The following is a 26,517-nucleotide window of genomic DNA, read 5'->3' as shown; positions in this document are numbered from 1 at the left end:
CAAAAAAATTTTCTAAAAAAATAGAGATAAGAAAACAAAAAAATTAAAAATAAATTCTCAATCCATAGCAACTATTGATTCAATATTAAAATAAAAAGACATTGCTAAAAAAAATGTAATAGTAGAAGAACCCCCATAAGATAGGAAAGGAAAAGGAATCCCAGTAATAGGAAGAACTCCTAAAGACATTCCAACATTAAAAGAAGTATGAAAAAATAAAAGCCCCAAAATTCCAGATATTACCAAAGCCATATACCTATCTTGACATTTATTCATTATTATCAAAAATTTTAAAAAAATAAAAAAAAATAATATTAAAATAGTACTAACACCTAAAAACCCAAACTCTTCAGCAAGAATAGAGAAAATAAAATCTGTGCTTTGAGACGGCACATAATTAGCATGAGTATAAGGCCCCTTTAAAAATCCTTTGCCCAAAAGACCCCCAGAACCAATTGCTATTTTAACCTGATTTAAATTCCAACCAGCACCCTTAGCGTCAATAGCCGGATCTAAGAAGACTAAAAAACGTTTAATCTGATAAGTCTTCATTAACTTTGAAAGGATTTTTGAAAACACTATTGAAACCAATAAAATAGAACTTGCAAAAAATACATAAAAATAAATTATTTTAATACTCAAGCCATATTTAGCAATAAAAAATCCTAAAACAGAAATCAAAAGTATTAATAGCAACACTCCTATTATTACTCTAAAATAAAAAGGATTTGAAAAAATAAGATAAAATACATTGCCCATATTCACCTTATATTCATACCAAACTGGCAAAATTGCAAAAACAAAAGAAAAAAACCCTATCAATGCAAATGCTAAAACGTAATGTAAATCTATCCCTGCAAAAAAAGAAATAAATATAAAAATAGTTAAATATACTATTGCTGTACCAAAATCAGGTTGTAATAATATAAGAATTACCGATGGAAAAATTAACAAAAATGCAGTAGTAAAGATAAAAAATTCATTATAACCTTTTTTTTCAGTATAAAATTTTGAAAGGGTTAAAATAATAATAACTTTACCAAATTCAGAAGGCTGTCCTCCAAGCTTCCATATACCAATCCAAGACCTTGCTCCGTTTATAGTCATTCCAAAAAATGCAGTAAAAATTAAAGCCAATATTAATAAAAAATATAAAGGATATACCATGCTATAAACAAATTTTAAATCATATTTACCTACTATAAAAATTATAAAAAATCCAATAATTACCCAAAAAGTTTGTTTTATATATTCATTCTTAGTTAACAATCCACTAATATTATAATCGCTAGAATAAATCAGCAATATACCAACAAAAGAAACTATAAGCAAACTTATTAAAGCTAAATAATCATAATTTTTTCTAAAAACCATTAATCTACCTGATATACCATGGCCTATAACCTTTAAGAATATCTTCATAACTTTGATTTGCGAAAATACCCTGCATTATTAAATCTGTAGATTTTGCAGGCCACCAATCTACATTGCTTTTTGCCTCAACTAAACTAAAAACAATAATTTGATTCTCAACTGAACCATTATAAGGAGCAAGTCCAATAAAAGAGCTATTTTCAAAACCATCTATACCGGTTTGACCAGTACCTGTTTTGCCTCCAACTTTAACAGCTTTAGTAAGAACCGCGTATCTTGCTGTACCATAAGTTACAACACTTCTCATATATTTTTTTAAAAGCTTAAATGTGTTCTTACTAATAAGATTTGTCTTTCTTAGTATTTCTGGCTTATTCTCAAGAATAACCTCACTTGTACCACCCTTTAAAATTTTATTCACAATTCTAGGCTTATATATAACACCTTCATTTGCAATCATAGCAACCATATTAACAATCTGAATAGGAGTAGCATTTAAAAACCCTTGACCTATTGAAAAATTTACAGTATCTCCTCCTACCCAAGGCTGATTAAAAGTTTTTTCTTTCCACTCAGGACTAGGAAGAAGCCCAGATACTTCATTTGGCAAATCAATTTCTGTTTTTTCTCCAAACCCAAATTCCTTTGCATATTTTCTAATTTTATCAACCCCAAGATACTTAAGTCCAAGTGTATAAAAATAAACATTAGAAGAATGTGCAATTGCCTCTTCTAAATTAACATAACCATGACCACCGGGCTTCCAACAATGAAAAATTCTATTTCCAACTTTAAAATATCCAGGACAATAAATTTTACGATCTTTATCTATAACTCTCTCCTCAAGAATAGCAGCAGCAACAACCAATTTAAAAATAGATGCTGGTGGATAAACAGATTGAATAGCTTTATTTAAAAAAGAGTAATCTTCCTTATTATATTTATTGTAAACATCTTTCATAGAATAATAAGGATAATTGTGAAGAGCAAGTACAGCGCCTGTTGATGGTTTTAATACCACAACAGAACCATACCTTTTCCCTAAAGCATTCTTAACAAGATCTTGAATATCTTTATTAATATTAAGTACAACATCATTACCTGGTACCATATTCCTTATAATAGAACCGTCGTCTATTCTTCTCTCCTTAGAATCCACTTTGTATTTAATTAACCCCTCTTGACCTCTAATATAATTATCATAAACTTGTTCAATACCCAACTTTCCAATCGTAGAAGTATTATCATACCCACTAACATTATAAAACGTTCTAAGTTCTCTTTGATTTATTTGCCCAACATAGCCTATTGAATGCGAATATGAATCGTCGACTAAATAGTTACGCTTAAAAGAATAGGCCCATAAAAGAGCGGGATAATAAAACTTTTTTTCAGAAATTTTAAACAACATCTTCGGAGTAAGTTCGACTATCTCAACATCTTTGAGATATCCACCAGGCTCTTGAAGCTTAGATAAAATAATTGATTTATCAATATCCAAAGTGCTTGATAAAAAGTCTATCATCTCAATTCTAGTAGCAACAGGCATATTATAATACTGTTGCAAACTTATCTTTAAAACAAACATAGTTAAATTATTTGCCAAAATATTAGAATTAGAGTCTAAGATTTCGCCCCTTGAGGCATTGATTTTTTCTAATCTTGTTAAAAAAACATTAGCTTCTCTATCGTAAAATAAATGCTTACCAATTTGCATTTGAAATAAAATCGCTAGATAAAGCACCATAATTGCTATTAAAAAGAATATGCCGAACTTGTATCTAAAATTTGTTATAACACCCACTAATAATCCTCTTTAAAGGTATAAAAATTTCTAGTAAAATAATTTTGAATTGGATATAAAAAGTTAATAACCATTATATTCACAACAAGATCAAGGTTAAAAATTGAATAATTAAAAGATTTTAAATCTATTAAATCATAAAATAAAATAGCTAAAAACCATAATATAACTTTTGAAAGAATAAAAAATATTGTCATGCTAAGCATATTTTTAGGCATTAATAACTTTATTTTATTGTTAAAATAAAATATTATTGTATACCCAAAAACAAAAAATCCAAGTGACAATCCTGTAAAATAATCCATAAGAAGACCATATAAAATGCCGGATAATAACCCCACATTAAAAATAAAATTTAAAGAATTAAAAACTAGAAAAATTAAAAAAATATCTATTGAAAAATAAAAATAAGTTGCAAAATAGTGTTGAAAAATTTTACCTAAAAATGCACTAGAAATAAAATATGTTAAAAATGCTACCATTATTCACCAATCTCTTTGTTGTTTTTAATAAGAAAAACATACTCAAGCTTATCTAAAACTATCGCTGGCTCTACTTCTATTTTTAAAAGAGAATTGTAATCAAGAATATGAAAATTTGTAATCTTTCCAATATAAATGCCAACTGGATATTCACTAAAACCAGCAGTAACAATAGAATCACCTATCTTTAAATCTTTTTCAGCAAGTCTATTAACATAATTCATTTCAAGTCTTTTGCCATAACCATTGCCTTCTACAAGGCCTATAAACCGGCTACTTTGAATCCTTGCCGATACAAAATTTTCATAATTAGTTAAAGGCAAAATTTTAGCAGTATTAGAATAAACCTTTACAACTTTGCCTACAAGACCACTAAATCCATCTTGATATGCAACTGCTATCATATCCTTTTCTATCCCATCATTGAACCCTTTATTAATAGCCATTAAAGTCGATATATTTGAATAATTTAGATATATAATCTCTGCTGAAATAAAATCATTAGGGCTTGAGGAATAAAAATTTAATTGCTCTTTAAGCCTAACATTCTCTTGCCTTAATGATTGTATATTCTTAGTTACTATTTCAAGCTGTTGTATCCTTTTTTTATAAAATTCTATTTTGTCTTTATAATTCTTGTATTCACTTACAGTTTTAAAAACATTGGAAATAAAACTAAAAATTCCATGCATTCTACTTTGAATATAAGAATTAAGAGTAAAAAACAAAAAATTATCAGGCTTTCTCCTTTGAATACTGCTTGAATCATAAATCATAAAAACAAAAGAAACTATCAACACTAAAAATACTTTGATAAAATTTTTGAATTTAACAAGAAAATTCATAACTTATTCATTGATAAAACTGTAAATATTCTTACTAATATCTATTCTGTTAGCATAATCATAAAATAATCCGGCACCAACAGCCACAGAGAGAAGTGGATTGTCTGCAACATAAACAGGAACTCCTGTCTCTTTTGAAAGAAGTCTATTTAAACCCTTAAGAAGGGCACCTCCTCCTGTCAAAATGATACCACGCTCAACAATGTCTGTAGCAAGCTCTGGCGGAGTTGCACCAAGAGTACGCTTAACTTCATCTACAACAACATTAATAGGTTCTTGCAAAGACTCTCTTACCTCCATAGAATCAACAAGCTGCTTTCTAGGAAGACCTGTTACAGCATCTGTGCCCTTAATATCTATTTTTTCTACCCTTAAATTTTGAATATCAGGATATACATTTCCTATTTTAATTTTTAATTTTTCTGCTGTCTGTTGACCAATTATAATATTATGAGAATTTCTCATATACTTTATTATACTCTCGTCAAATTCATCACCACCAGTTCTAATTGCTCTACTTACAACCATACCACCAAGAGAAATAACCGATATTTCTGTAGTTCCACCCCCAATGTCACACACCATGTGGCCTGTAGGTTCAAAAATAGGAATATCAGACCCAATAGCAGCTGCAAGAGATTCTTCTATTACCTTAACTTCTCTTGCACCTGCATTCATTGCACTCTCTTTTACAGCTCTTCGCTCAACCTCTGTAATACAAGTTGGGACACCTATTACCATTCTTGGCTTAAAAAACAATTTTTTACGAGAAAAAATTTGATTAATAAAATATTTAATCATCTTCTCTGTATTTTCAATATCAGCAATAACTCCATCTCTAAGTGGGCGAACAGCTTTAATATTTTCTGGAGTTTTCCAAAGCATCTTTTTAGCATTTCGGCCAACTGCAACGACCTTATTGCCTTTAGTAATATCTATTGCAACAACAGAAGGCTCACTCATAACCACACCATAATCTTTAATATAAACTAACGTATTACATGTTCCAAGATCAATACCAATATCTATCAAAAAAGACTTAAACAAATTCAAATCAACCTCCCTAAAAGTCTTCCAAAGTAATTCCAAGCCTCTCTCTTGCTGATTCTAAATAAGGATTAAGATTGAGAGCTTCTCTCCAGTATTTTCTAGCTTTAGGATAATCTTTATCTCTTTTCCTATATATATCTCCTATTTTAACATAAACACTAGAATTTGAACTATTAATTTCTAGAACTTTATTATAGTAATTAAAAGCATTGTCATAGTCACCTTTATCTAATAGAATGTCTCCATATAGCAAATATACCTTTTGAATTAAATTTTCATCTGTTTTCTCACCCTTTGACAATTTTTCCTGCTCTTCTTTTATTATTTTTTTTATATACTCAATGCTTTTGTTTACATCATTCAACTTATAATTAACATAAGCTAGACTCCAAAGCACTAAATCAGATTTATTTTCATTATAAGCTTTTTCAAAAAACTTTAAACTGGACCTGTAATCTCTTAAAAGCTGATACGAATACCCCAAATATTCAAAAATATCTTCTTTAATATTCATGAAATCAAAATTATCAACACTTAAAGCCTTCTTCAAAAATTTTACAGCAAGTTCACTATAAAACTCTCCTTTATGAGAATATGCCTTTCCTAATATATAATACAAAGGACCTATAGAAACTCCATTATTTATAGAAATTAAAAATCTTAATCTTTCTATGGATTTATCTAAAAATTCTCCTTTTAAATATCCTTCATTTACTATCAAAGAATAATAAAAGTATGAAAATCCCAAAAGCAAATTTAAATTAAAATCAAATCTATGATTTTTAATATCATTCTCAGCATAATCTATTATTTCTTTATATTCTTTTTTATCCCATAGTAAAAGCAAATCAACTTCTGTTGGCCCTGCTTTTAAATAAGAATTAGAAAAAGATTTAAAATATGACAAGATATAATAAATTAAAAAAACAAAAATGAAAATCATAAATAAATAAACAATGTATCTTAAATACCTTATTTTCATTTAAAACTCTCTTTTGGGCTTATGAAATTAAGCTGACACCCATAAGCCGAGTTCTGTACTATGCCATCATCTCTCTTGTTTTTTTATCGCTAAAAAAATCATGCGATCTACCCGTAAACATGTCCTCAAGAACAAAGGAAGCTTACATACTTGATCTTGCTCCTAATGAGGTTTATCTTGCCTGTATTTATTGCTAAATAAGCGGTGAGCTCTTACCTCACCTTTTCACCCTTGCCTTTTTGGCGGTAATTTTCTGCGACACTTTCTTAGGTTTAAAACCCCTAGGCATTACCTAGCATTATGTTCTTATTGGAGCTCGGACTTTCCTCTTAAGCTTTAATTATTATAAAACTAAGCGATGACTGGCTGTCAGCTTAAATAAAAAGTATCAAATTAATAAATTTTATTCAATAAGATCTGCTAAACTGCCAGGAATTATTTCATCACTTATTTGAATTTTATCCTGATAATAGAGTATTCTGCTGCAATAAGGGCAAAATTTAATATCATTGGGCTCCCGTCTTACTTTATTTGCAAATTCAATAGGAAGTATCATATTACAGCCTTTGCAAACATTGTTAATCAAAGGCACAACGCCATTTGATTTATTTCTTATTATTCTTTGAAATTTAAATAAAAAATCCTCATTCATTTTAGAAGTACAATTTAACTCTTCGCGCTCTATTTCTAAAAGTTTCTTTTCAATTTCTAAAAGCTCTAACTCCAAACTATTGCTTTCAGACCTAAAACATTCTTCTTCTTTGCTATGCTTCTCGTTGATATCTAATATTTCCTTTTCTATTTTAGTTTTAAGCCCATTAACATGTGTCATCTTTTTTCTAATTGTAACTTCATCATCAATAATAACCTGAAGCTCTTTTTCAAGAGCCTCATATTCTCTTTGCGTTTTAATGCTATCGATTCTTTCTTCTGCCTTACTCTTTCTTGAATTAATATCTTGAATATCTAACTTTAAAGCAGAGTCTTCTTTTTGATATTCTTTAAACTTTTGTTGCAAATCAATAAGAACTTTAGATAATTCTTCAATCTGATTTTTTTTCATCTCCAAATACTTGGGAATACTTTTTCGCCTTTCCTCAAGCTCAAACTTAGACTTATATATAACTTCAAGTTTTTTTAATGTATCAATATTATTCTCCATCAATCCTCCATTTTCAATTTAAATCTTCAAGATAATCTTTTAATTTTTGAGTTTTTTTGGGATTTTTAAGACGCCTTAATGCCTTAGATTCAATTTGCCTAATTCTTTCTCTTGTAACATTAAAATGAAGTCCAACCTCTTCAAGAGTTAAAGAATAACCATCTTCAAGGCCAAATCTCATTTTTACAACTTCTTGCTCTCTTTCGGGAAGAGTTCCAAGAATCGCCCTTATTTGATCTTGTAAAACTACAAAGGACGTATGATTTGCGGGATTTTTTATTGCCTTATCCTCAATAAAATCACTAAGAACAGAATCCTCTTCTTCTCCAATTGGTGTTTCAAGAGAAACCGGCTCTCTTGAAACACTTTTTACAGTTTTAACCTTTTTAAGTTCCCACCCAAGTCTGTCTGAGAGCTCTTCATCTGTAGGATCCTTCCCTAAAACTTGGATTAAATATCTGGTTTCTCTATTAAGTCTATTTATTTGTTCAATCATATGTACAGGAACTCTAATTGTTCGAGCTTGATCAGAAATAGATCTTGTTATAGCTTGTCTAATCCACCAAGTAGCATAAGTTGAAAACTTAAAACCTCTCTTATATTCAAACTTTTCAACAGCTTTAATTAATCCAATATTACCTTCTTGAACAAGGTCAAAAAAATGAAGACCCCTATTTGCATATTTTTTAGCAATACTTACAACAAGTCTTAAATTGGCCTTAATCAACTGATCTTTAGCATGTTGCATCATTTGTTTCCCTTTAGCAATCTCTTCTGACATACTTATTATTTTATCCATTGGATATTCATAATACATTTCAATTCTCTCAAGTTCTTTTTGAGCAAGCTGAGCCTCTGTAATCTGCTCTTTAATAGCATCTTCTTTAAGTTTAAGAGATTTTTCTATCTCTATTCTTTTTTCAGTAATAGTCAAATCCCTTCCTAGCACCCTTAAGTCTCTTATTTTTTCAATTTTCAACCTGCCTAGAATTATTCTTTGCTGTCTTTGCAAATCCTTTATTTTGTTAGCAGAGTCAATATAATCATCTGAAAAGATCCTTAATTCATCTTGATACAAAGGAATGTCTCTTAAAAGCTCTTTTAGGGCTAATCTTTCCATTTTTAAATTTTTTTCAAAAATATCCCCCCCAAGCTCGTATACCCTATGCTTATTATCTACATAACTTATTAAACGATCTTGAATTGGTTTTAAAGGAATTTTGTAAAAAGAGGCAATTCTTTTTTTTTTATTATAATAATCGGGATTGCTCTCTTTATCCTTATCTTTTTCTCTTTTAAAAAACTCTTCTCTTTCCATTCTTGAATAAATAGTATTAACAAGATTATAATAGTTTTCTATAACAAGTCCTTCATTCTTGAGAATATTCTCAATTATACTCTCCCCAGAATCCATTTGCTTTGCAAGTTCAACTTCTTGATTTCCTGTTAATAGGAACTCTTTTCCTATTTCCTTTAAATAAAGCTTTATTGGATCTTCTGAGTGACTATCTTTCAAGACATTGTTTTTAATATAACCTGAACCTAAATCATCCTTAACGGAAATATTTTCTTCATCACAATCATCCAGCTTTCCATCAATATCAATATCCTCCTCATCACTTTGAAAACCATCATCTAAAATCATAAAATTTCTATCAGATTCAATATCTTCCTCTTCTTCTTCATTTCCATCTTCGGTGCTGACCAGATCTAATTCTGAAATTTTATTAACTAACCTTATTCCTCTATCCTCAAGCATTGAACAAATACAATCAAGTATCTCTGGCTCTAATATGTCATCAGGAAGCAAATTTGATAATTCACTAAAACTAAGAGATTTTCTATCTCCCAAATGAATAATAATACTCTCTATCAGCTTCGAATATTTCTTTTCCAAATCGGACAAAACTTAACTCCCCGAAACATCATCTGTATAGATTTTTAAATTTTTTCTTTGCATATTTAAAAACATTAACTCATTTATTTGAATCTTGGCATCTATCAAAGAGTCCCCATCACATCTTTTTTTGCAAAGCAAAACACGGGACTCTAATTTTCTTCTCTTGATTGCAAGTAAAATATGAACAAGTGTCTCATTATCCACTTCAAATTCAGAATTTAAAATTTCTTCAAAAAAAAATTCACTAACTTTGTAGCTATCCTTTAAAGTTCTTTTTAAATCCATTAATGAAAAATCTTTATTATTTTCAAATAAATACTCAAAGCACATAAAAATTTTTCTGACATTGATATCAATTAAATCGCTATCAATAATGTTGCGCCTTATTATACCAAAATAACTAAAATTCTTCAACAAAGCTACTATTAGATACCTCTCATAAGAATCATCATTATGAGCATACAAATTTCTTTTATTATTGTCAACTACAAATCTTTCTTTTATCCTATAATAATCTTTTAATAAAGTTGCCATGCCAATACCAAGCTTATTGCTTAGTTTGTCTAAAAAAATTTTTTTCTGAGTATCTATTTTTGATAAATTTATCAAATTTAAAAATAAATTAATCATTGCATTTAAATCTGCAGTCTTATTTAAATCGTATTTATTAAAATAAACATCTAAGAGATAATCAAAAGCATCACATCTATTATTTAAAATTTTATGCAAAAAGCTTTCACCTTCATCTTTAAGAGCATCTGCGGGATCACGACCAAAATCCATTTTAACAACACTAACATTAATATTAAACGGCAAACAAATTTGATACGCCTTTAAAGTCGCAGAAAGTCCAGCATCATCACCGTCAAAAGAAAATATTACCTCATTAGCATATCTTTGAATCAAAGCCAAGTGTTCTTTTGAGAAAGAAGTGCCAAGAGTAGATACGGCTCTCTTAACCCCAGATGTAAAAAAAGCAAGAACATCTATATATCCCTCTACTAAGATAACTGACTTTGTAGATTTAATCTCATCAAGCCCTTCGTAAAATCCATAAAGAAGCTCCTTTTTTTTAAAAACTTCAGTTTCGCTTAAATTAATATACTTGGGACCTTTCTCATCTAAATCTCGACCCCCAAAGCCAACAACATTTCCTTTAAAATCTTTAATTGGAAAAATTAATCTTTGAGATAAAATGGAAGCTTTAGGATTTGCTTTTGAGAATAACCCACTTTTTTTTAGTATTTCAGAAGAGTACCCCTTTGAAACTAAAAAACTATAAAGATCTAACCCATCTTTAACATTAAATGGTAGATAACCAAGCTCAAATAAATCAATAACTTCTTTAGATATTGACCTATTCTTTAAAACGTAATCTAAAGCTTTTTTGTTTTTATTTAAAAAAAATTTAATAGTATTTATTAATCTAGAATTCAAAGAGTAAATTTTTGAAACTATGTCTTTATTTTCATTTTTTTTTTCACTTTCTCTATTTATTTTTAAATCATTATAATAAATACCAGATTTTTCACATAAAATCTTAAGAGCATCATTGTAATTAATTTTTTCCATGTCCATTAAAAATCCAATAACATCTCCACTCTTCTTACATCCAAAACAATAAAAATATCCCTGCAAAGGGTTTACAAAAAAAGAAGGGGTTTTCTCAGCATGAAAAGGACAAAGCCCTTTATAAGTAGATCCCGATTTAATAAGCTTAATATACTGCTCCACAATAGCTACAATGTCAAATTTGGCTTTAATTGAAGTTGCAGTTTGCAAATATTCCATACTTTCTAATCCTTAGTAATAAAATTTTTAATATAATCTTTTGCTCCTAAAAGATGTGAAGAATAATCTGATGAAAATTGATGTGTACCTAACTTAGAGTCTTTAACCACAAAAAATAAATATTGCGTATTTTTTGGGAAAAAAGCTGCTTGTAGCGAAATAATACCAGCATTTGAAATTGGAGTAGGAGGATACCCTTTATTAATATATGTATTATAAGGAGAATTTATTTCTAAATCTGAAAAATAAATTCTTTTAGGATGACTTCGTCCTAGCTCCTCTGTAATAACATATTCAATAGTAGCACAAGATTGTAATGCCATACCAGATTTTATTCTGTTATAAAAAACCGAAGACATTATTGAAGCTTCACTTTTAACTCTATATTCACGCTCAACAATAGATGCTATTATTACTCTATTGTAAAAATCTTTACTTGAATAATCACTAAAAACAATACCTATAGATTTAAGCTTATTCAAAAAATTATCAACAAACATGCGAACAATATTCTTTATTTCCATACCCTTATAAAATTTATAAGTATCTGGAAATAAAAATCCTTCAAGAGAGTCATAATCAAATCCAAGCTCATAAATAAACGATTTTTCTTTGATCAAAAAAATAAAATCTTTAACATCATCAATTAAAGCACATTCTTTAAGCTTAAAAGCAATTCTTCTACTGGAATACCCTTCGGGTATTGTAACATCAATATTTATATTAGAAGATCCCCTTAACAATTCTTTATATATCTCAAATGTAGAAAGATCACTATTGATTAAATATCTTCCCTCTTTAAATTGTTTGTCACTATCAAAAATATAAGAAATAAAAACAAGAAGTAATTCGGATTTAATTAATTTCTGCTTTTTCAATTCTTTAGCTATTTTTCTGACTCCCCAACCTTTTTCAACATCAAATTCATAAACTAAACCATTTGATAGATAAGATAGATTTAAAAAATATATAAAAATTGACAAAACAGATCCCAAGAAGAACAAAAGAATAAATACTTTCCCGATTTTAATAAGCACAAGAATCTCCTAGCTAAACAAAAGTATTTGCTAATATAAGTAATAAGAACTTTTCTAAATAAGCAAAAATACAAGAACCGCAATTAAACGACATAACGCATTAAAAGATCATAACCAAAAAATCTTAAAAGGGCAACCAAATCATTTATAATTCCACTAAATTGGGGAGGGTGGGATTCGAACCCACGTAGGCAAAGCCAACAGATTTACAGTCTGCCCCGGTTAACCACTTCGGTACCGCCCCTAAAAGCCGACTGTCGGAGTCGAACCGACGACCTGCGGTTTACAAGACCGCTGCTCTGGCCAGCTGAGCTAAGTCGGCAAATAAAAAACTAATAGTTAGTTTATAAAAATAAAATTCATTAGTCAATAGAATAATAAAAAACAATTAATGCAATTTTTTATCAATCTATTTGTTACCAGAAAGAAAAATTTTAAAAACAAGAGCACAGGAAAAAATCATAAAACTAAAAATTAAAATTAAATAATAATTAATTTTTTTATTTCTCAATAAATAAAAAAATATCAACCTAGTAGATTCAAGCCCAAAAGAAACAGAGCTTAAAATAATAGTAAGATCAAGGTAAAATTTCTGAAAATTGTAAACAAAAATATTGTAAGAACCAGCCAAAAAAACGAATAAACTCAACAAAGAATTTAAAAACAATACAATAACCGAAATTCTAATAAAATTTGAAAAACGTCTTAAATTTTTTACTTTAAAAGCTCCCATGAAATTTATAAATTTTTTATTATAAAAAGTGCTTGGTTGATGATTTCTAAAAGATTACCAATAACATCAGCTAATGTAATTTTTTTATTTTCATTTCCCATTGACTTATAAGAAACTGTTAAAGATTTTCTAATAAAAGCATTTTGATTTTCCAAAAGAGTCAAACATCTCTTTTTAAGCTCAATAAAACAATCTACAAATCTATTTGAAACCTTATCAATAAAAGCAGATTCATTTAAACACCACTTTAAAATCCTTTCTTTATAAGAATCATCAATTTTGCTCTCTCTTTTGTGCCTTTCAAACTCCTCATTTTTATAATCAATCTCAAAGTAAATATTATAAATTTCTTTTTTTAAAACAGCAATATTATTTTCAATATCAACATATATATTTCTCAAATCATGATTATTAATTAATACGACATTATTTATAGTTCTTAAAACTTCCATCATTCTAACATCATATATATTTTTAAAAAAATAATTAAGAAAATATAGCTTTTTAAAGCTATAGCGACTAAGATTTAATTCGTTAAAAATCTCACCCTTTAAATTTAAAATTATACTAGGATCTCTAATAAGACTTTTCATCTCTTTAATCACAAGAACTTTTAAAGAACTATCACGCCTTGTAATAGCTTGTCCCATAACATTTAAAAATAAAATATTCTCATAAAAATTTTTTATATCAAAAAAGGGTACATATTTTTTAGGAGATGCAACTGGGTTTTTGCAATATACCCTAAAAACATCCAAATAAGGTAAAGTTCTCGATAAGCTAACAATCTTAGATACAATAGATAAAACATTTTTCAATACATATTCTACTCGAGATAAATGATCTTCTCTTGAAATTATTTCTGAATTACTAATATCATCGGATATTAAAAAATAGTTTGATATAATACTTTTAACGATATCCTCATCTATCTCAACATCTTTTAATGTATACAAAATGTCAAAAAAATAATTCAAATACTTACTAACACTTGAAAAGCTAGTTCCAAATCCAACCTCAAGATCAACAATACTAATATTTTCAACATTATCTAAAAGATCTACATTGAAAAATGAAAAAAAAGATTTGTAAGGAAAAAACGCTAAACTATTAAAAACATAATAAAACTCAAACATATCAGAGACAGTTTTATAAGTATCTGCTGGGATTGAATTAATATACTCATTTATCTTGATCTTAAGCGATTCTTCTAAATCGTTTTGGGTCTTTTCTTTTTTTAAAAAAAGCTCATATTCGCCTTCGTCCAAAAAATCTTCCAAATTTTCCTTAAAATGAAGAACTTTATTTTGAATAATTTCTAAAATAGTCTGTTCAACAGCAATGCCGCCTTTTTCTAATTTCTTAAAAAATTCTTTCAATTCCATTGAATATCGACAAACGCCAAAAAACATTTCTACAAAACCAACATACAAACATTCTCTCTTAAAATCTATTACTGGATTTTTACACATTTCATTAATTTGATTTTCTAGGCTCTTTATAACATAAGCTTTATAAATATCTTCTTTACTCTTATCCTTCTGAAAAAAATTTAAAATGGTTAACCAAATTCTTATAAGAAATGATTCTTCCATTAAACGCCCTGAAAGAAATTTTTCAAGCTGAGAATCAACATAAGGCTCATTACTACAATTGGGCAAAACAAACTCAGAAGAATTTAAACCCAAACTTTTTCTTATATCATTCATCAACCTATTTTTAGTCTCTTTTGAAAGCTTACATATAGCGTTGTATACACTATTGTTATTACCACTCATAAAACCTCAATAAAACCATTTAAAAAAAATAAATGCACTATTTATAACATAGTTCAAATAAATTAAAATTGTAAATCAATTTTAGAAAAAAATTATTTACACTATAATATAATTTTATATGAATCTGGGCAAAAATAATCAAAATATAATTAAAATTGCTAGAATATTTAAAAAAAACAACTACGAATTTTATTTAGTTGGAGGCGCTTTAAGAGACTTATTGCTTAATAAACAACCTTGCGATTTTGATTTTGCAACAAATGCAACTCCCGAAGAAATAATAAGATTATTTCCAAATAACATTAAAACAGGAATAAAACATGGCACAATTAGTATTATTTTTAATAAAAAAATCTTTGAAATTACCACATATAGAATAGAAAAAGAATATAAAAACAAGAGGGCCCCTAAACAAGTAGAATATACTAAAAATTTAATTAAAGATCTTAAAAGAAGAGATTTTACAATCAATGCAATTGCAATGGATATTTTTAACTTTAACATAATAGATTGCTATGATGGGAAAAAAGACCTTAATAAGAGAATAATAAGATGCATAGGAAACCCAAATAAAAGACTTGAAGAAGACGCCCTTAGAATACTAAGAGCAGCAAGATTTTCATCTACACTCAATTTTAACATTGAAAAAAATACTTTAATTTCAATGAAATATAAAAAAGAAAATATTTTAATGATTTCAAAAGAAAGAATAAAAAATGAATTTCAAAAATTATTAGAAGGTACAAATATACAAAAAGGAATTTATTATCTTAAAAAAGTTGATTTTTTTAAGAATTTTTTTAATTTAGAAGTAAAAACAAAATTAATTAAAAAAACTGCCCTGCTCAACAAGGATAAATTTTATCTAAAGGCAATAACTATATTGACAATTAAAAAACCCATAAAAGAACTAAAAGAAAAATTAACTTTGCTTAAATTTTCAAATAAAGAAATTAAATTAATTTTAATTTATAGAAATATAATCGATAATAGCAATATTTTTAATGTCAAAAAATTGAGTGATATTAGATATTTGCTTAGCAAAAGCACAAGAGAACATTATAAAGAAATAATTGATATATACAAGGCACTCAAAGGAAAAAAGAAAAAATATTTATTTATAATAAAAAATATCAAAAGAAAAAAATTACTAAAAAATCCCCTCTCTTTAAAAGATTTAAAAATAAACGGAACAGATATCCAAAATCTAGAACAAATAGAAAGTAAAAACATAGGCAAAATTTTAAACATGCTCCTAAGCTATGTAATTGAAAATCCCAAACTTAATACTAAAAATCGCCTTATTGAAAAAATCAAGACCCTAAAGATTAATATTTTCCATGGCTTTTAAAGCTACTTCGGCCGCTCTCATTTCAGCCTCTTTTTTAGACTTACCCTTTCCATTTGATATAAACTTTTCTCCAACATAAAGCTCAACGCAAAAAACTTTATCATGATCTGGCCCTATTTCCTTGTCTAACTTATAACTTGGTGAGATTTTATATTTCTTTTGAACATATTCCTGCAACAAGCTCTTATAATCTTTAAAATCTCCCCTATTAAACATCAATCTTATATACATGTCAAAAAGTTCAACTACAAATTCTGTTGCTATTGAAAACCCACTATCAAGATAAATAGCGCCTACAAAAGCTTCAATAGCATCTGCAAGAATGCCTTTTTTATTGCGACCATCATTACTTTCCTCTCCCCTGCCAAGTAAAATATAAGAACCAAGATCAATCTCTCTAGCAATACTAGATAAAGAATCTTCGCTAACAATATAAGATCTGGCCTTACTAAGCTCTCCTTCACTTTTATTTGGATAAGTTTTATAAAGATAATCCGTGATAATCAAATTAAGCACAGAATCTCCTAAAAATTCTAATCTCTCATTATTGTCAGATTTTTGATCCAGCTCATTAGAATACGAGGAATGACTCAATGCTGTATTTAATAAATCAAAATTATTAAAACCAATACTCAAATTTTCCAAAAATTCACTCAATTGGGCTTTTCTTTCACTATCAAAACAATCAAAACAAAAATCGGAAGATTTTTTTTTCATCAACCTTTTCTCTTTTTAATAAAATTAACAACATCGCCTACCGTCTCAAATTCATTGGCTTCGTTCTCTGGGATCTTATCATCAAAAGCCTCTTCAAGCAAATATAAAAGTTCATAAATATCAAGACTATCTGCACTAAGATCTTCAACAAATCTAGAGTCTAGGGTAATTTCATCTTCTTTTTTATCAAGCTGCTCAGATATAATAGACCTAACCTTGCTAAAAATTTCATCATTATCCATGAATACACCTTCCTTGCTACAAACTATAACCCTATTTCTAGATATTGATTATTCCTATAATATCCACATTTTAAACAAATTCTATGCCTAACTCCAAGATTACCACAATTAGAACATTCTTGAAATTGCGGAATTTTCTTTCTCATATTTATGCTACGCCTTGTTCTACTTCTAGATTTTGAAGGCTTAAATTTTGGAACAGCCATTACTTTCTCCTACTACTTTTAAACTAGATTAAATTATCTTAATAATATATATATTAACCAAGGCATTTGTCAATAAACTTAGATTTCAATCTGTTGAACACCAATTCTGGAACAAAATTAGAAAGATCAACATCCTTTTTCCCTATCAACTCCTTTACAAACTCTGACCTTACATATAAATGTTCTGCACTACTTGGTAAAAATATAGTATCAATTTTAAAATTTAACTTATTATTAACAAGATACCTTTCAAACTCTATATCAAAATCATTAAAAGCCCTAATTCCCCTAACAATAAATCTAATAGAATTAATTAATGCATAATCAACAATAAACCCATTGTACCTATCTACAAATACATTTAAAAGATTTAAAGACAAAATAACATCTTTTGTAAGACTAAACCTCTCAATATTGCTTAGCAAATATTTTTTTGATTTGTTTTCAGCTACTAAAACAACAACTTTGTCAAAAATAGCCAATGATCTTTTAATTAAATCAATATGGCCCCAGGTAATTGGATCAAAAGATCCTGGAAAAACTGCCACCTTCATATCAACGAAGCCTAACCCCTCTATTGACATCTTTGAGAATTTTTTTGCGCCATATTGGATGTTCTTCTAAATTTTCAAACTCAATTTCTTTAATAATTTTGAAATATAGATATTCTCCCCTAGAAGATGTATCCACAACAAAAAATTTACCAACACCCCTATAAACTAATTTTTCATTACTTGAAAGATTATTTTCAACTGTTAATTTATTTATAGCACAATCAAAATGAACAGGCCTATCTTCATTTTCAACCTTTAAAGACATACTGCAAACAATATCATTAATTTTTTTTTCACAAATAGCACAAGTAATATCAAGATTTATTCTTGTTTTAAATTTTATATTTTTTCTTCTAAATTTACCTTTAAAACCATTTTGTTTATCTGTACTTAAAACAGTAGATCTATTATTGAAACTATTTAAAGGGGCAACATTTTGACTTTTGCTCTCAGAATTTAATCTTTTATTTTTAAAACCATAAAAACGCTTATTGTATTTATGAAAATTGCTACCCTTAAATTTACTTTGAGTATATTCCAAAATCAACTCTCCTTAACGATAACAAATAAATATTTGCCGTCAAACAAAAACTTAAAGACGAATACTTACACAACTTAAAAGCTTTTCAACAAATCGGGATTTCAAACCCTTGGCTTTTTAAAGGACAAAAGCGAAATTGAAGCCTCATTGAAATTAATAAGAATAATTAGTTAATTAATGCTTTTAATCGTAACAAATACCCAACCAAACTTAACAAGTTAATTTTAAAAACAGTAAAAATTCTAAATTTTTGAATAAAAACTATTAAAACAAAAGCACATTCAAAAATAATTTTTAATCTTAATCTAATTTGCCGCTAAAAACTTAAAAACTAATGCTTAACTTTTTTAATATTAAGGCGCTCCTTTATCTTCATAGCAGCTTTACCAATTCTATTTCTCATATAATAAAGCTTTGCCCTTCTAACCTTTCCCCTTCTTAAAACTTCAACTTTTTCTATAATAGGAGAATATACTGGAAAAATTTTTTCAACACCTATTCCTGAAGAAATTTTTCTAACCAAAAATGTTTTACCAATTCCCTTATTTTGAAAAGAAATAACAATCCCTTCAAAATTCTGTAACCTCTCATTACTACCTTCAATAATTTTATAAACAACCCTAACAGTATCACCCACATTAAAGACAAAACCCTTATTTATCTTATTTTGGGCTTCAATTTTTCTTATCAAATCCATTATCTTCTCCTATTATCTTTAAATATTTAAGGTATAAATCATATCTATTTTTCTTAGTTTTTTCTCTAGCCTTAAAAAGCCTCCAATTCTTTATATTTTCATGATGCCCTGAAACAAGAACTTCTGGAACCTTTATTCCCATGAAATTATAAGGCCTAGTATAATGAGGATATTCAAGCAACCCTTTCATACCAAACGATTCCTCTAATAAAGAATTAGGATTTATTACTCCATCCAACAATCTATATACACTATCTATTAAAACAAGAGCTGCGATCTCTCCAGAAGATAAAACATAATCTCCAATAGAAATCTCAAAATCAACATACAAATCTACAATACGTTGATCAATTCCCTCATATCTTCCACAAATTATAACAATTTCTTCTTTTTTTGACAAGGAATACGCCAAGTCTTGAGTATACTTTATACCAGAAGGGGTTAAAAATATTGTTGTTTTCTTAATAGCTTCTACATGCTCAAGAGCAAAAAACATGGGTTCAGCCTTTAATACCATCCCAGCACCGCCTCCATAAGGCAAATCATCACATCTTTTATGTTTATCTTTTGAGAAATCTCTAACGTCAACAAACTCAAAATCTACTATTCCTTTGTCAATAGCTTTTTTCATTATTGAATTTTCGAAAAATGGTTTAATTATTACTGGGAAAAGGGATATAACTGTAAATTTCATCTTAAAAGATCTAAAACCTTAAGCTCAATTGTTCTTTCTATTACATCTATATCTCCAATATAAATGCTTAAAAAGGGAATAAAAAAAAATTTAATACCCACTTTAACTTCAAGAAATACGCTATTTAAATATTCAAAGAAAGCTACAACTTCTCCGAGCTTTCTATTGTCATTAACAATAGCATAGCCAATCAATTTTCCCAAATAATATTCCCCTTCTTTCAAACTCGATGCAAGCGAATCATCAACCCATAATTCAAAACCAATCAAAGACCTGACCGACTCTGGAGTATTAATCCCTTCAAACTTTAAAAATAAGGAATTGCTCTTTATATTAACATCCACAACCCTAACTTCAAGGGTAAGCCCATTGCTTTTTTTTAAAAGGACTTTATTGTCTTTTAGATTAATAAAATCACAAAAATTATTGGATATGCTTTTAATCTTAGCATATCCATTAACTCCATAAGACGATAATATCACGCCTTTAATAAACATAAATCAATCTAAAATTTCTAATTGCACTCGCCTATTGGTTTTAGCAGCACAAGCTCCAAGCAAGGTTCTAATAGCTCGTGCAATACGACCTCGTCTTCCTATTATCTTGCCCACATCACTTTGAGAAACCCTTAATTCTAAAATAGTTGATTTTTCCCCTTCAATTACATTTAGTTTTACTTCATCTTGTTTATCTACAAGAGACTTTACTATAAACTCTATAAGTTCAATCTCATTTCCATACTCTTTCATTTAAACCTCCTGACTTTTCACATTCAAGTTGTTTTTATTTAAAAGCATTTTCACTGTATCGCTTAAAATTGCTCCCTTGTTTATCCAATCTTTCATTCTATCTTCCTTAATTTTTATTTGTTTTTGCTTTTCAACAGGATGATAATAACCAAGTTCCTCAATTGCTCTACCATCTCTAGGAGAAGCAGAATTCATAACTACAATCCTATAATAAGGTCTTTTCTTAGCCCCCATTCTCTTCAATCTTATCCTAACACTCAAATTTATTCCTCCTTATTTCCCCAAAAGGGATGCAATCTTATTTTGAAAATCTTTATTTTTCATTTTTTTCATAATCAAAGTTGTTTGACTAAACTTTTTTATGAGTTTATTAACATCAAAAATAGTTGTTCCACTTCCCAAAGCTATTCTTTTTTTTCTTGAGGGATTGTTCAAAATCACTGGGTTTATTCTTTCTTTTTTAGTCATAGAAAGAATAATAGCTTCTTCTTTATTAAAACTTTCTTCGGTTAAATTATTGATATTCAGCATTGATTTTGAAACACCTGGTAAAAAACTCACAAAATTAGAAAACCCTCCTACTTGCCTTATACGTCTAAATTGGCTTAGATAGTCTTCAAAATTAAAACTAGCTTTATTAATTTTTTCCTCAAGCTTAATAGCCTCTTCTTTATCAACAACACTTTGAATCTTCTCTACAAGACTAACAACATCCCCCATGCCAAGAATTCTAGAAGCAATTCTTTCTGGATAAAAGGAATCAAGATCTTCAATTTTTTCTCCAACTCCAATAAATTTAATAGGAACTTCACAAATACTTTTAAACGATAGTACAGCGCCACCTCTAGTATCTGAATCAAACTTAGAGAATATAGCACCAGTAAGTCCAACATTTTCATTAAATTCCTTAGCAATATTTACCGCAACTTGTCCCATCATAGAATCTACCACTAAAATGGTTTCTGAGGGCTGTAAAATCTCTTTAATCTTTTTTATCTCTTCAACTAAAAAAGATTCAACCTCAAGGCGACCTCTAGTATCAACTATTACAGAATCAAAAAACTCAGCCTTAGCAAATTTCATGGACGATTTAACAATTTTAATAGGATCTTTTTCACCCTCAAGTGAAAATACTGGAACATCTATTTGGCTACCTAATATTTTTAACTGTTCCGTAGCCGCTGCTCTAAATGTGTCAGCGGCTACAAGGAGCACTTTTCTATTTTCCCTTTTAAGCCTTAAAGAAAGCTTAGCACATGTTGTGGTCTTACCAGAACCTTGAAGTCCAATCATAAGAATATAAGATTGTTTATTAACAGGATTTAAGCTAAGCTCATAATTCTTGCCTCCCAAAAATTTAACAAGATTATCATTGACAATTTTAATAAACTGAGACTTAGGATCAATACCTCTTAAAACTTTTACTCCCTTGGATTCCTCAATTATAGAATTTAAAAAACGTCTTATAACCCTTAAGTTAACATCAGCATCAACTAAAGAATTCTTAATAATCTCAATAGCCTCTGCAATGTTTTTATCATTTATTGTAGATTTTCCAGAAAGATAGTTTATAAAATTTTTAAAATTCGACCCCAAACTTTCAAGCATTAAAAATAACCCTTATTCTCAAAAATAATCTTATCAAATATAAGATACAAAAAAAGGCAATATTAATCAATATCTCCTCCTGTCAAATAAAATTTATTAAAAATAACACTAGAGGCGGGCCCAACAACAGAAACTTCAGTATCTAATGAACTAAGCTTTAATACTATATTCTCTTTATTTCGCTTTTTAATCTCTTCTTTTAGCAAATCGAAAAAAACTTTTAATTTAAAACTTTGACCATAGAGTACTAAATAATTAAAATCAAGCATTCTTTGAATATTGATAATAATTATTGCCAAATATTTAACCGTATCTTCCATAATTTTATTTATAAAATCATATTTTTCATAAAGAGAAAAAACATCATATATTGTAACCTTTTTCAATTTACCCTCATACTTTTCATAAAGTTCAGGAATCTCACCATTCATAAACTCTTTTGAAATCAATCTCTGCAAAGCAAAATTAGATATTAGCATATTAACACAACCCTTATTACCACAAGTTGGACAATTTTTCTCTCCCTCATAATCAATTATCATGTGGCTAACCATACCTGACTTATTATTAAAACCGGGATAAACATTGCCATCTGACCAAATCGAAAGTTCAGCAGTGTCTGTATAGTCAAAAAACATAATATTATCTATATTTTTACCCATAAATTCAGCAAGAGATAAATTTTTAACATAACTTTCAAGATAAACTGTAAGTGAAAAATATTCCTCAAGTATCCTTTTAACAGGAACATCTTTTTCAATCCATGCTCCATAACTATCATTAACAATGCCTGATTCTTTATCTTTTATTAACCCTGTAATGCTAAAACCTAAGCCAATAAATTTATCTCTTGAGAAATTATGTTTCCAAATAATTTCTATCATATGATCTTTTATTTTTTCTAAAATGTCATAAGCGCTAACTGGGGGTTCAAAAGAATGAGTTTCGCTTATTAAAACCTCACATTTAAGATTAGCAATACCTATTTGAAAATAATTGCTAGAAATAATAACTCCCATTGAATACGCATAATCTTTATTAATATCAAGAAGTATTTCTTTTCGTCCATGTTTTTTAACATCAGACACTCTAGACCCAACTTCAATCAAAAGATTTTCTTTTATCATTTGATTAGTTAAAATAGTAACCGCAGCATTCGTTAAAGTTAACTTACGGGCTAAGTCTGTTCTTGAATATTGCATATTTTTCAAACTAAGAAGAATTTTTCTTCTATTCCCACCCCTAATCGAAACCATATTTTCACCCTGCATAATGCACCTCCTTTGTTTTTTAAAATAAAAAAATATTATAAAATATAATATTAAAATCCAATATCATATCCTATATATTCCCAAAAGACAAACATACCTTTATAAGGCTAAAAAATAATTTTATATCATAAAATCACATTCATAAACTATCAGAAACTTAAAGCTTAACAAAAAAAGTAATAAAGTCATTTTTATATAAAAACTAATCAATAAAAATTAATTAAATTTAAAAAATAGCAAAAACAAAAAAAGCTAATTTGCCTTGAAACTAATAAATTTAACTTGCTTTTTCCTTAAAATAAGAAAATTCCATAGTAAAACTGCCTCTTCCCTTGGTAGAACTTCTTAAAATAGAAGCATACCCAAAAAGTTTTTCAAAAGCTGCCTCTGATTTTATCAAATCATACTCCCCAATATTGCTAACTGAATGAATAACGCCTCCTATAATATTTAATGTAGAAATAATTTCTCCTGTATGCTCAATGGGTGTTCTAATCTCCAATAACATTATTGGTTCAAGTCTAATAGGATCTGATTTTTGAAAAATACTATGAAAAGCAAACCCCGAAATTGATTCAAAAGCACTCTCGCCAATTTTGTTAATCTCACAAACAATAGAAAAAACACTAACATTAATATCAATAATAGGATATCCAAAAACTCCACTTACAAATGCCGCTGTAATTCCCCTCAATATTGCAGACTTAATTGAAGAGTCAATAACGCATTCAAAATCAATTTTATTTCCTTCACCCCGTGACAAAGGTTTAATGATCATTCCAATTTTAAAATCAATATTTTTGCCAGCAAAAATATTATTAAACTCAAAAACTTCTTTCACAACTTTACTTGAGCTCTCTCTGTAACTTACTTGGGGTTTCCCCGTATAAACATTAAGATTAAATTCATCTTTAATTCTTGTCAAAATAATCTCAAGATGTAATTCACCCATTCCAGATATAATAAGTTGCCCTGTTTCTTTGCTCTCAGAATAACTAAAAGTAGGATCTTCTTTAGATATTATTTCAAAAATTTCCTTTAGTCTAACCTCATCTGATGATCTTTCAGGCTCAATAGACATTAAAACAACTGGCTCTGGAAACGTAACAGATTCAAGTAAAACATTATTGTTTTCCTCAACAAGAGTATTCCCTGTAACAGAAAACTTTAATCCTAAAACAGCACCAATATCCCCTGGCTTCACAAAATCTATTTGTTCATTTTTATTTGAAAAAACTCTAAAAATTTTTGTAAACTTTTCACGCTTACCATTTGAAGCATTGAAAATTTTTTTACTAGAATTAATCTCTCCAGAATAAACTCTAACAAAATAAAGATGCGCAGCAATTACACTTGAATATTGAACTTTAAAAACAAGAGCTGATAATTTTTTATTTTCATTAGGATCAACTAAAATTTTTTTATTTGTATCTAAAGAAAAAGCTTCAAAACTTTTTTCAAAAGGACTTGGCAAGTAATCTACAATCGAATCAATCAAAGGCTCTATTCCAATATTTTTTAAACTGGTTCCCATTAAAACAGGAACAATAAATCTAGAAATAGTCCCTCTTCTAATCTCACTCTTAATAATGTCTAAACCAATCTCTTTATCTTCAAGAAATAATTGGGTAATCTCTTCACTAAATTGACTAAGAACGTCTATTAACTTTTTTTTAAAAACCCCCACTTTTTCAGCAAATTCTTTTCTAACTTGAGTGTAAGTTAATTTTGGAGTTCCATTTTCCATTGTAAAATGGAACTCTTTATTTAAAATAATATCAACTACTCCTTCAAAATTGCTTTCATTTCCAATTGGAATTTGCAAAACTAAAGGAATAGTTTTAAACTTATTCTCAATATCTTCTACAACTTTAAAAAAATTAGCGCCTAATCTGTCCATCTTATTAACATAAGCAAGTCGTGGAATTTCATATTTTTCTGCTTGCTTCCAAACAGTTTCTGTTTGAGCTTGAATTCCATCAACGGCGCTAAAAATAACAACACCCCCATCAAGAACTCTAAGGGACCTTTCAACTTCTGCTGTGAAATCAACATGTCCCGGAGTATCAATAATATTTATTTGACAATCCTTCCAATAGCAAGTAATAGCAGCTGAACTAATAGTAATTCCTCTTTCTTGCTCTTGAGGCATCCAGTCAGTAATAGTGTTTCCAGAATCTACATCCCCCATTTTATGACTTTTACCAGTATAATAAATAATTCTTTCTGTAGTAGTAGTTTTACCAGCATCAATATGAGCCATAATTCCAATATTTCTAATACCCATAAATCCCTAAAACAACTACAACCTTAATTCAAATAAACCAATCATTATGCAAGTTAAACCTTTTAATACAATTATTATTGCATATCGCACTCACAACATTTGTGCTCATCATGACAAATACAATCACAATTTTCAAGCAATGCCTTATGCATCCATAAATGCTTCTCAAGATCACTCATAATGTCATCTATAATATTACCAGTACCATAATCACAAGCAGCATCAATAAATTTTCTCATTTCAAAAATATTTTTCAAAATCTCAGTAAGGCTGCAAACAATGTTTTGCATTGAAGGTAAAAAATTAGAAGTCGATTCAATATTAAACTCCTTAATAAAGGACTTTTTTATAAACTCAGAATATCTAAATTCAGAATCATATCCAAGCATTCTTGAGCGTTCTGCAACAATATCAATAATCTCTTCAATATATTCATAAAGATCTTGGGCTTTTTTGTGAATAACAAAGAAATTGGTATCTTTTATATTCCAATGAATACCTCTTAAATTAGAATAAAAAATATGCAAACTCGCTAAGAGTTCTTGTAATTTTGAGTGTATTTCATCTAAGTCATCTTTTTTTATATAACTTAAATACTTTTCCATAACTACCTCCTTGATATAATCATTATAATACATAATGATATATAATTATGATTTTAA

Annotated in this window: 27 protein-coding genes, 2 tRNA genes and 1 other RNA gene; 1 reads left to right on the top strand and 29 read right to left on the bottom strand. The window is 28.4% G+C overall.

What is annotated here, in order from left to right; translation table 11 throughout:
* Positions 1-57: 57 nt before the first annotated feature.
* The 15 genes from rodA to QIA31_RS04090 all read right to left on the bottom strand — a co-directional run bounded on the left by rodA (position 58) and on the right by QIA31_RS04090 (position 14,938).
* Positions 58-1,374: a rod shape-determining protein RodA gene (gene rodA, locus QIA31_RS04160; RefSeq protein ID WP_301394481.1), complete on the bottom strand. Its 1,317-nt coding sequence runs from the start codon at positions 1,372-1,374 to the stop codon at positions 58-60.
* A gap of 4 nt (positions 1,375-1,378) precedes the next feature.
* Positions 1,379-3,178, bottom strand: a complete 1,800-nt coding sequence (gene mrdA, locus QIA31_RS04155; protein ID WP_151060365.1) for a penicillin-binding protein 2 — start codon at positions 3,176-3,178, stop codon at positions 1,379-1,381.
* A complete protein-coding gene (gene mreD / locus QIA31_RS04150) occupies positions 3,178-3,660 on the bottom strand; it encodes a rod shape-determining protein MreD (protein WP_301394358.1) in 483 nt (160 codons plus the stop codon). Before mreD ends, mrdA begins: the two co-directional genes overlap by 1 nt.
* Complete coding sequence (gene mreC / locus QIA31_RS04145; protein ID WP_301394357.1) at positions 3,660-4,505, bottom strand: rod shape-determining protein MreC; 846 nt, start codon at positions 4,503-4,505, stop codon at positions 3,660-3,662. The genes mreD and mreC overlap by 1 nt, the downstream gene beginning before the upstream one ends.
* A 3-nt stretch (positions 4,506-4,508) precedes the next feature.
* Complete coding sequence (locus tag QIA31_RS04140) at positions 4,509-5,558, bottom strand: rod shape-determining protein (RefSeq protein ID WP_002557301.1); 1,050 nt, start codon at positions 5,556-5,558, stop codon at positions 4,509-4,511.
* Positions 5,559-5,568: 10 nt separating this feature from the next.
* Positions 5,569-6,537 (bottom strand): tetratricopeptide repeat protein, encoded by a 969-nt coding sequence (locus tag QIA31_RS04135; protein WP_151060362.1) that lies wholly within the window; start codon positions 6,535-6,537, stop codon positions 5,569-5,571.
* A 26-nt stretch (positions 6,538-6,563) separates the two neighbouring features.
* An RNA gene (gene rnpB, locus QIA31_RS04130) (RNase P RNA component class A) lies at positions 6,564-6,912 on the bottom strand.
* Positions 6,913-6,940: 28 nt separating this feature from the next.
* On the bottom strand, positions 6,941-7,699 hold the full coding sequence (locus QIA31_RS04125; protein ID WP_301394356.1) for a zinc ribbon domain-containing protein: 759 nt from the start codon (positions 7,697-7,699) through the stop codon (positions 6,941-6,943).
* Positions 7,700-7,712: 13 nt separating this feature from the next.
* Positions 7,713-9,605 carry an RNA polymerase sigma factor RpoD gene (gene rpoD, locus QIA31_RS04120; RefSeq protein ID WP_301394355.1) on the bottom strand — a complete coding sequence of 631 codons (1,893 nt, stop codon included), beginning with the start codon at positions 9,603-9,605 and terminating at the stop codon, positions 7,713-7,715.
* A gap of 3 nt (positions 9,606-9,608) precedes the next feature.
* Complete coding sequence (dnaG, locus tag QIA31_RS04115) at positions 9,609-11,390, bottom strand: DNA primase (RefSeq protein WP_301394354.1); 1,782 nt, start codon at positions 11,388-11,390, stop codon at positions 9,609-9,611.
* 5 nt (positions 11,391-11,395) lie between these two features.
* Entirely contained in the window at positions 11,396-12,427 is a 1,032-nt protein-coding gene (mltG, locus tag QIA31_RS04110; RefSeq protein ID WP_301394353.1) for an endolytic transglycosylase MltG, read from the bottom strand.
* Between the two features lie 162 nt (positions 12,428-12,589).
* Positions 12,590-12,671 (bottom strand) — tRNA-Tyr (locus QIA31_RS04105).
* 4 nt (positions 12,672-12,675) lie between these two features.
* A tRNA-Thr gene (locus QIA31_RS04100) sits at positions 12,676-12,749 on the bottom strand.
* Between the two features lie 87 nt (positions 12,750-12,836).
* Positions 12,837-13,160 (bottom strand): hypothetical protein, encoded by a 324-nt coding sequence (locus tag QIA31_RS04095; RefSeq protein WP_301394352.1) that lies wholly within the window; start codon positions 13,158-13,160, stop codon positions 12,837-12,839.
* A 5-nt stretch (positions 13,161-13,165) separates the two neighbouring features.
* On the bottom strand, positions 13,166-14,938 hold the full coding sequence (locus QIA31_RS04090; RefSeq protein WP_301394351.1) for a hypothetical protein: 1,773 nt from the start codon (positions 14,936-14,938) through the stop codon (positions 13,166-13,168).
* Positions 14,939-15,056: 118 nt separating this feature from the next.
* Between QIA31_RS04090 and QIA31_RS04085 the strand changes: the two genes are divergently transcribed.
* Positions 15,057-16,289 carry a CCA tRNA nucleotidyltransferase gene (locus QIA31_RS04085; protein WP_301394350.1) on the top strand — a complete coding sequence of 411 codons (1,233 nt, stop codon included), beginning with the start codon at positions 15,057-15,059 and terminating at the stop codon, positions 16,287-16,289.
* Here the strand turns inward: QIA31_RS04085 and rnc are convergent.
* The 14 genes from rnc to QIA31_RS04015 all read right to left on the bottom strand — a co-directional run bounded on the left by rnc (position 16,260) and on the right by QIA31_RS04015 (position 26,460).
* Entirely contained in the window at positions 16,260-17,006 is a 747-nt protein-coding gene (rnc, locus tag QIA31_RS04080; RefSeq protein ID WP_301394349.1) for a ribonuclease III, read from the bottom strand. The genes QIA31_RS04085 and rnc overlap by 30 nt on opposite strands.
* Positions 17,006-17,248: an acyl carrier protein gene (gene acpP / locus QIA31_RS04075; RefSeq protein WP_006068702.1), complete on the bottom strand. Its 243-nt coding sequence runs from the start codon at positions 17,246-17,248 to the stop codon at positions 17,006-17,008. The genes rnc and acpP overlap by 1 nt, the downstream gene beginning before the upstream one ends.
* A 23-nt stretch (positions 17,249-17,271) precedes the next feature.
* Complete coding sequence (gene rpmF / locus QIA31_RS04070; RefSeq protein WP_002557290.1) at positions 17,272-17,454, bottom strand: 50S ribosomal protein L32; 183 nt, start codon at positions 17,452-17,454, stop codon at positions 17,272-17,274.
* Positions 17,455-17,507: 53 nt separating this feature from the next.
* On the bottom strand, positions 17,508-18,008 hold the full coding sequence (coaD, locus tag QIA31_RS04065) for a pantetheine-phosphate adenylyltransferase (protein ID WP_301394348.1): 501 nt from the start codon (positions 18,006-18,008) through the stop codon (positions 17,508-17,510).
* 1 nt (position 18,009) lies between these two features.
* Positions 18,010-18,549, bottom strand: coding sequence for a hypothetical protein (locus QIA31_RS04060; protein ID WP_301394347.1), 540 nt, complete (start codon positions 18,547-18,549; stop codon positions 18,010-18,012).
* Positions 18,550-18,880: 331 nt separating this feature from the next.
* Positions 18,881-19,246, bottom strand: a complete 366-nt coding sequence (gene rplS / locus QIA31_RS04055; RefSeq protein ID WP_301394346.1) for a 50S ribosomal protein L19 — start codon at positions 19,244-19,246, stop codon at positions 18,881-18,883.
* On the bottom strand, positions 19,224-19,940 hold the full coding sequence (trmD, locus tag QIA31_RS04050) for a tRNA (guanosine(37)-N1)-methyltransferase TrmD (RefSeq protein ID WP_301394345.1): 717 nt from the start codon (positions 19,938-19,940) through the stop codon (positions 19,224-19,226). The genes rplS and trmD overlap by 23 nt, the downstream gene beginning before the upstream one ends.
* Positions 19,937-20,437 (bottom strand): ribosome maturation factor RimM, encoded by a 501-nt coding sequence (rimM, locus tag QIA31_RS04045; protein WP_301394344.1) that lies wholly within the window; start codon positions 20,435-20,437, stop codon positions 19,937-19,939. Before rimM ends, trmD begins: the two co-directional genes overlap by 4 nt.
* A gap of 3 nt (positions 20,438-20,440) precedes the next feature.
* On the bottom strand, positions 20,441-20,689 hold the full coding sequence (locus QIA31_RS04040; protein ID WP_004791279.1) for a KH domain-containing protein: 249 nt from the start codon (positions 20,687-20,689) through the stop codon (positions 20,441-20,443).
* Positions 20,690-20,950 (bottom strand): 30S ribosomal protein S16, encoded by a 261-nt coding sequence (rpsP, locus tag QIA31_RS04035; protein ID WP_151060348.1) that lies wholly within the window; start codon positions 20,948-20,950, stop codon positions 20,690-20,692.
* Positions 20,951-20,962: 12 nt separating this feature from the next.
* Positions 20,963-22,297 carry a signal recognition particle protein gene (gene ffh / locus QIA31_RS04030; protein ID WP_301394343.1) on the bottom strand — a complete coding sequence of 445 codons (1,335 nt, stop codon included), beginning with the start codon at positions 22,295-22,297 and terminating at the stop codon, positions 20,963-20,965.
* Between the two features lie 62 nt (positions 22,298-22,359).
* Positions 22,360-23,568 (bottom strand): host adaptation transcriptional regulator BadR, encoded by a 1,209-nt coding sequence (gene badR / locus QIA31_RS04025; RefSeq protein ID WP_151060346.1) that lies wholly within the window; start codon positions 23,566-23,568, stop codon positions 22,360-22,362.
* 277 nt (positions 23,569-23,845) lie between these two features.
* On the bottom strand, positions 23,846-25,855 hold the full coding sequence (gene fusA, locus QIA31_RS04020; protein ID WP_301394342.1) for an elongation factor G: 2,010 nt from the start codon (positions 25,853-25,855) through the stop codon (positions 23,846-23,848).
* Between the two features lie 74 nt (positions 25,856-25,929).
* A complete protein-coding gene (locus QIA31_RS04015) occupies positions 25,930-26,460 on the bottom strand; it encodes a Dps family protein (protein ID WP_151060344.1) in 531 nt (176 codons plus the stop codon).
* Between the last annotated feature and the right edge of the window lie 57 nt (positions 26,461-26,517).

It is taken from the genome of [Borrelia] turdi, from assembly GCF_030439285.2.
GTDB classification, from domain to species: domain Bacteria; phylum Spirochaetota; class Spirochaetia; order Borreliales; family Borreliaceae; genus Borreliella; species Borreliella turdi.
This window is presented reverse-complemented; position numbering and strand designations above follow the sequence as displayed.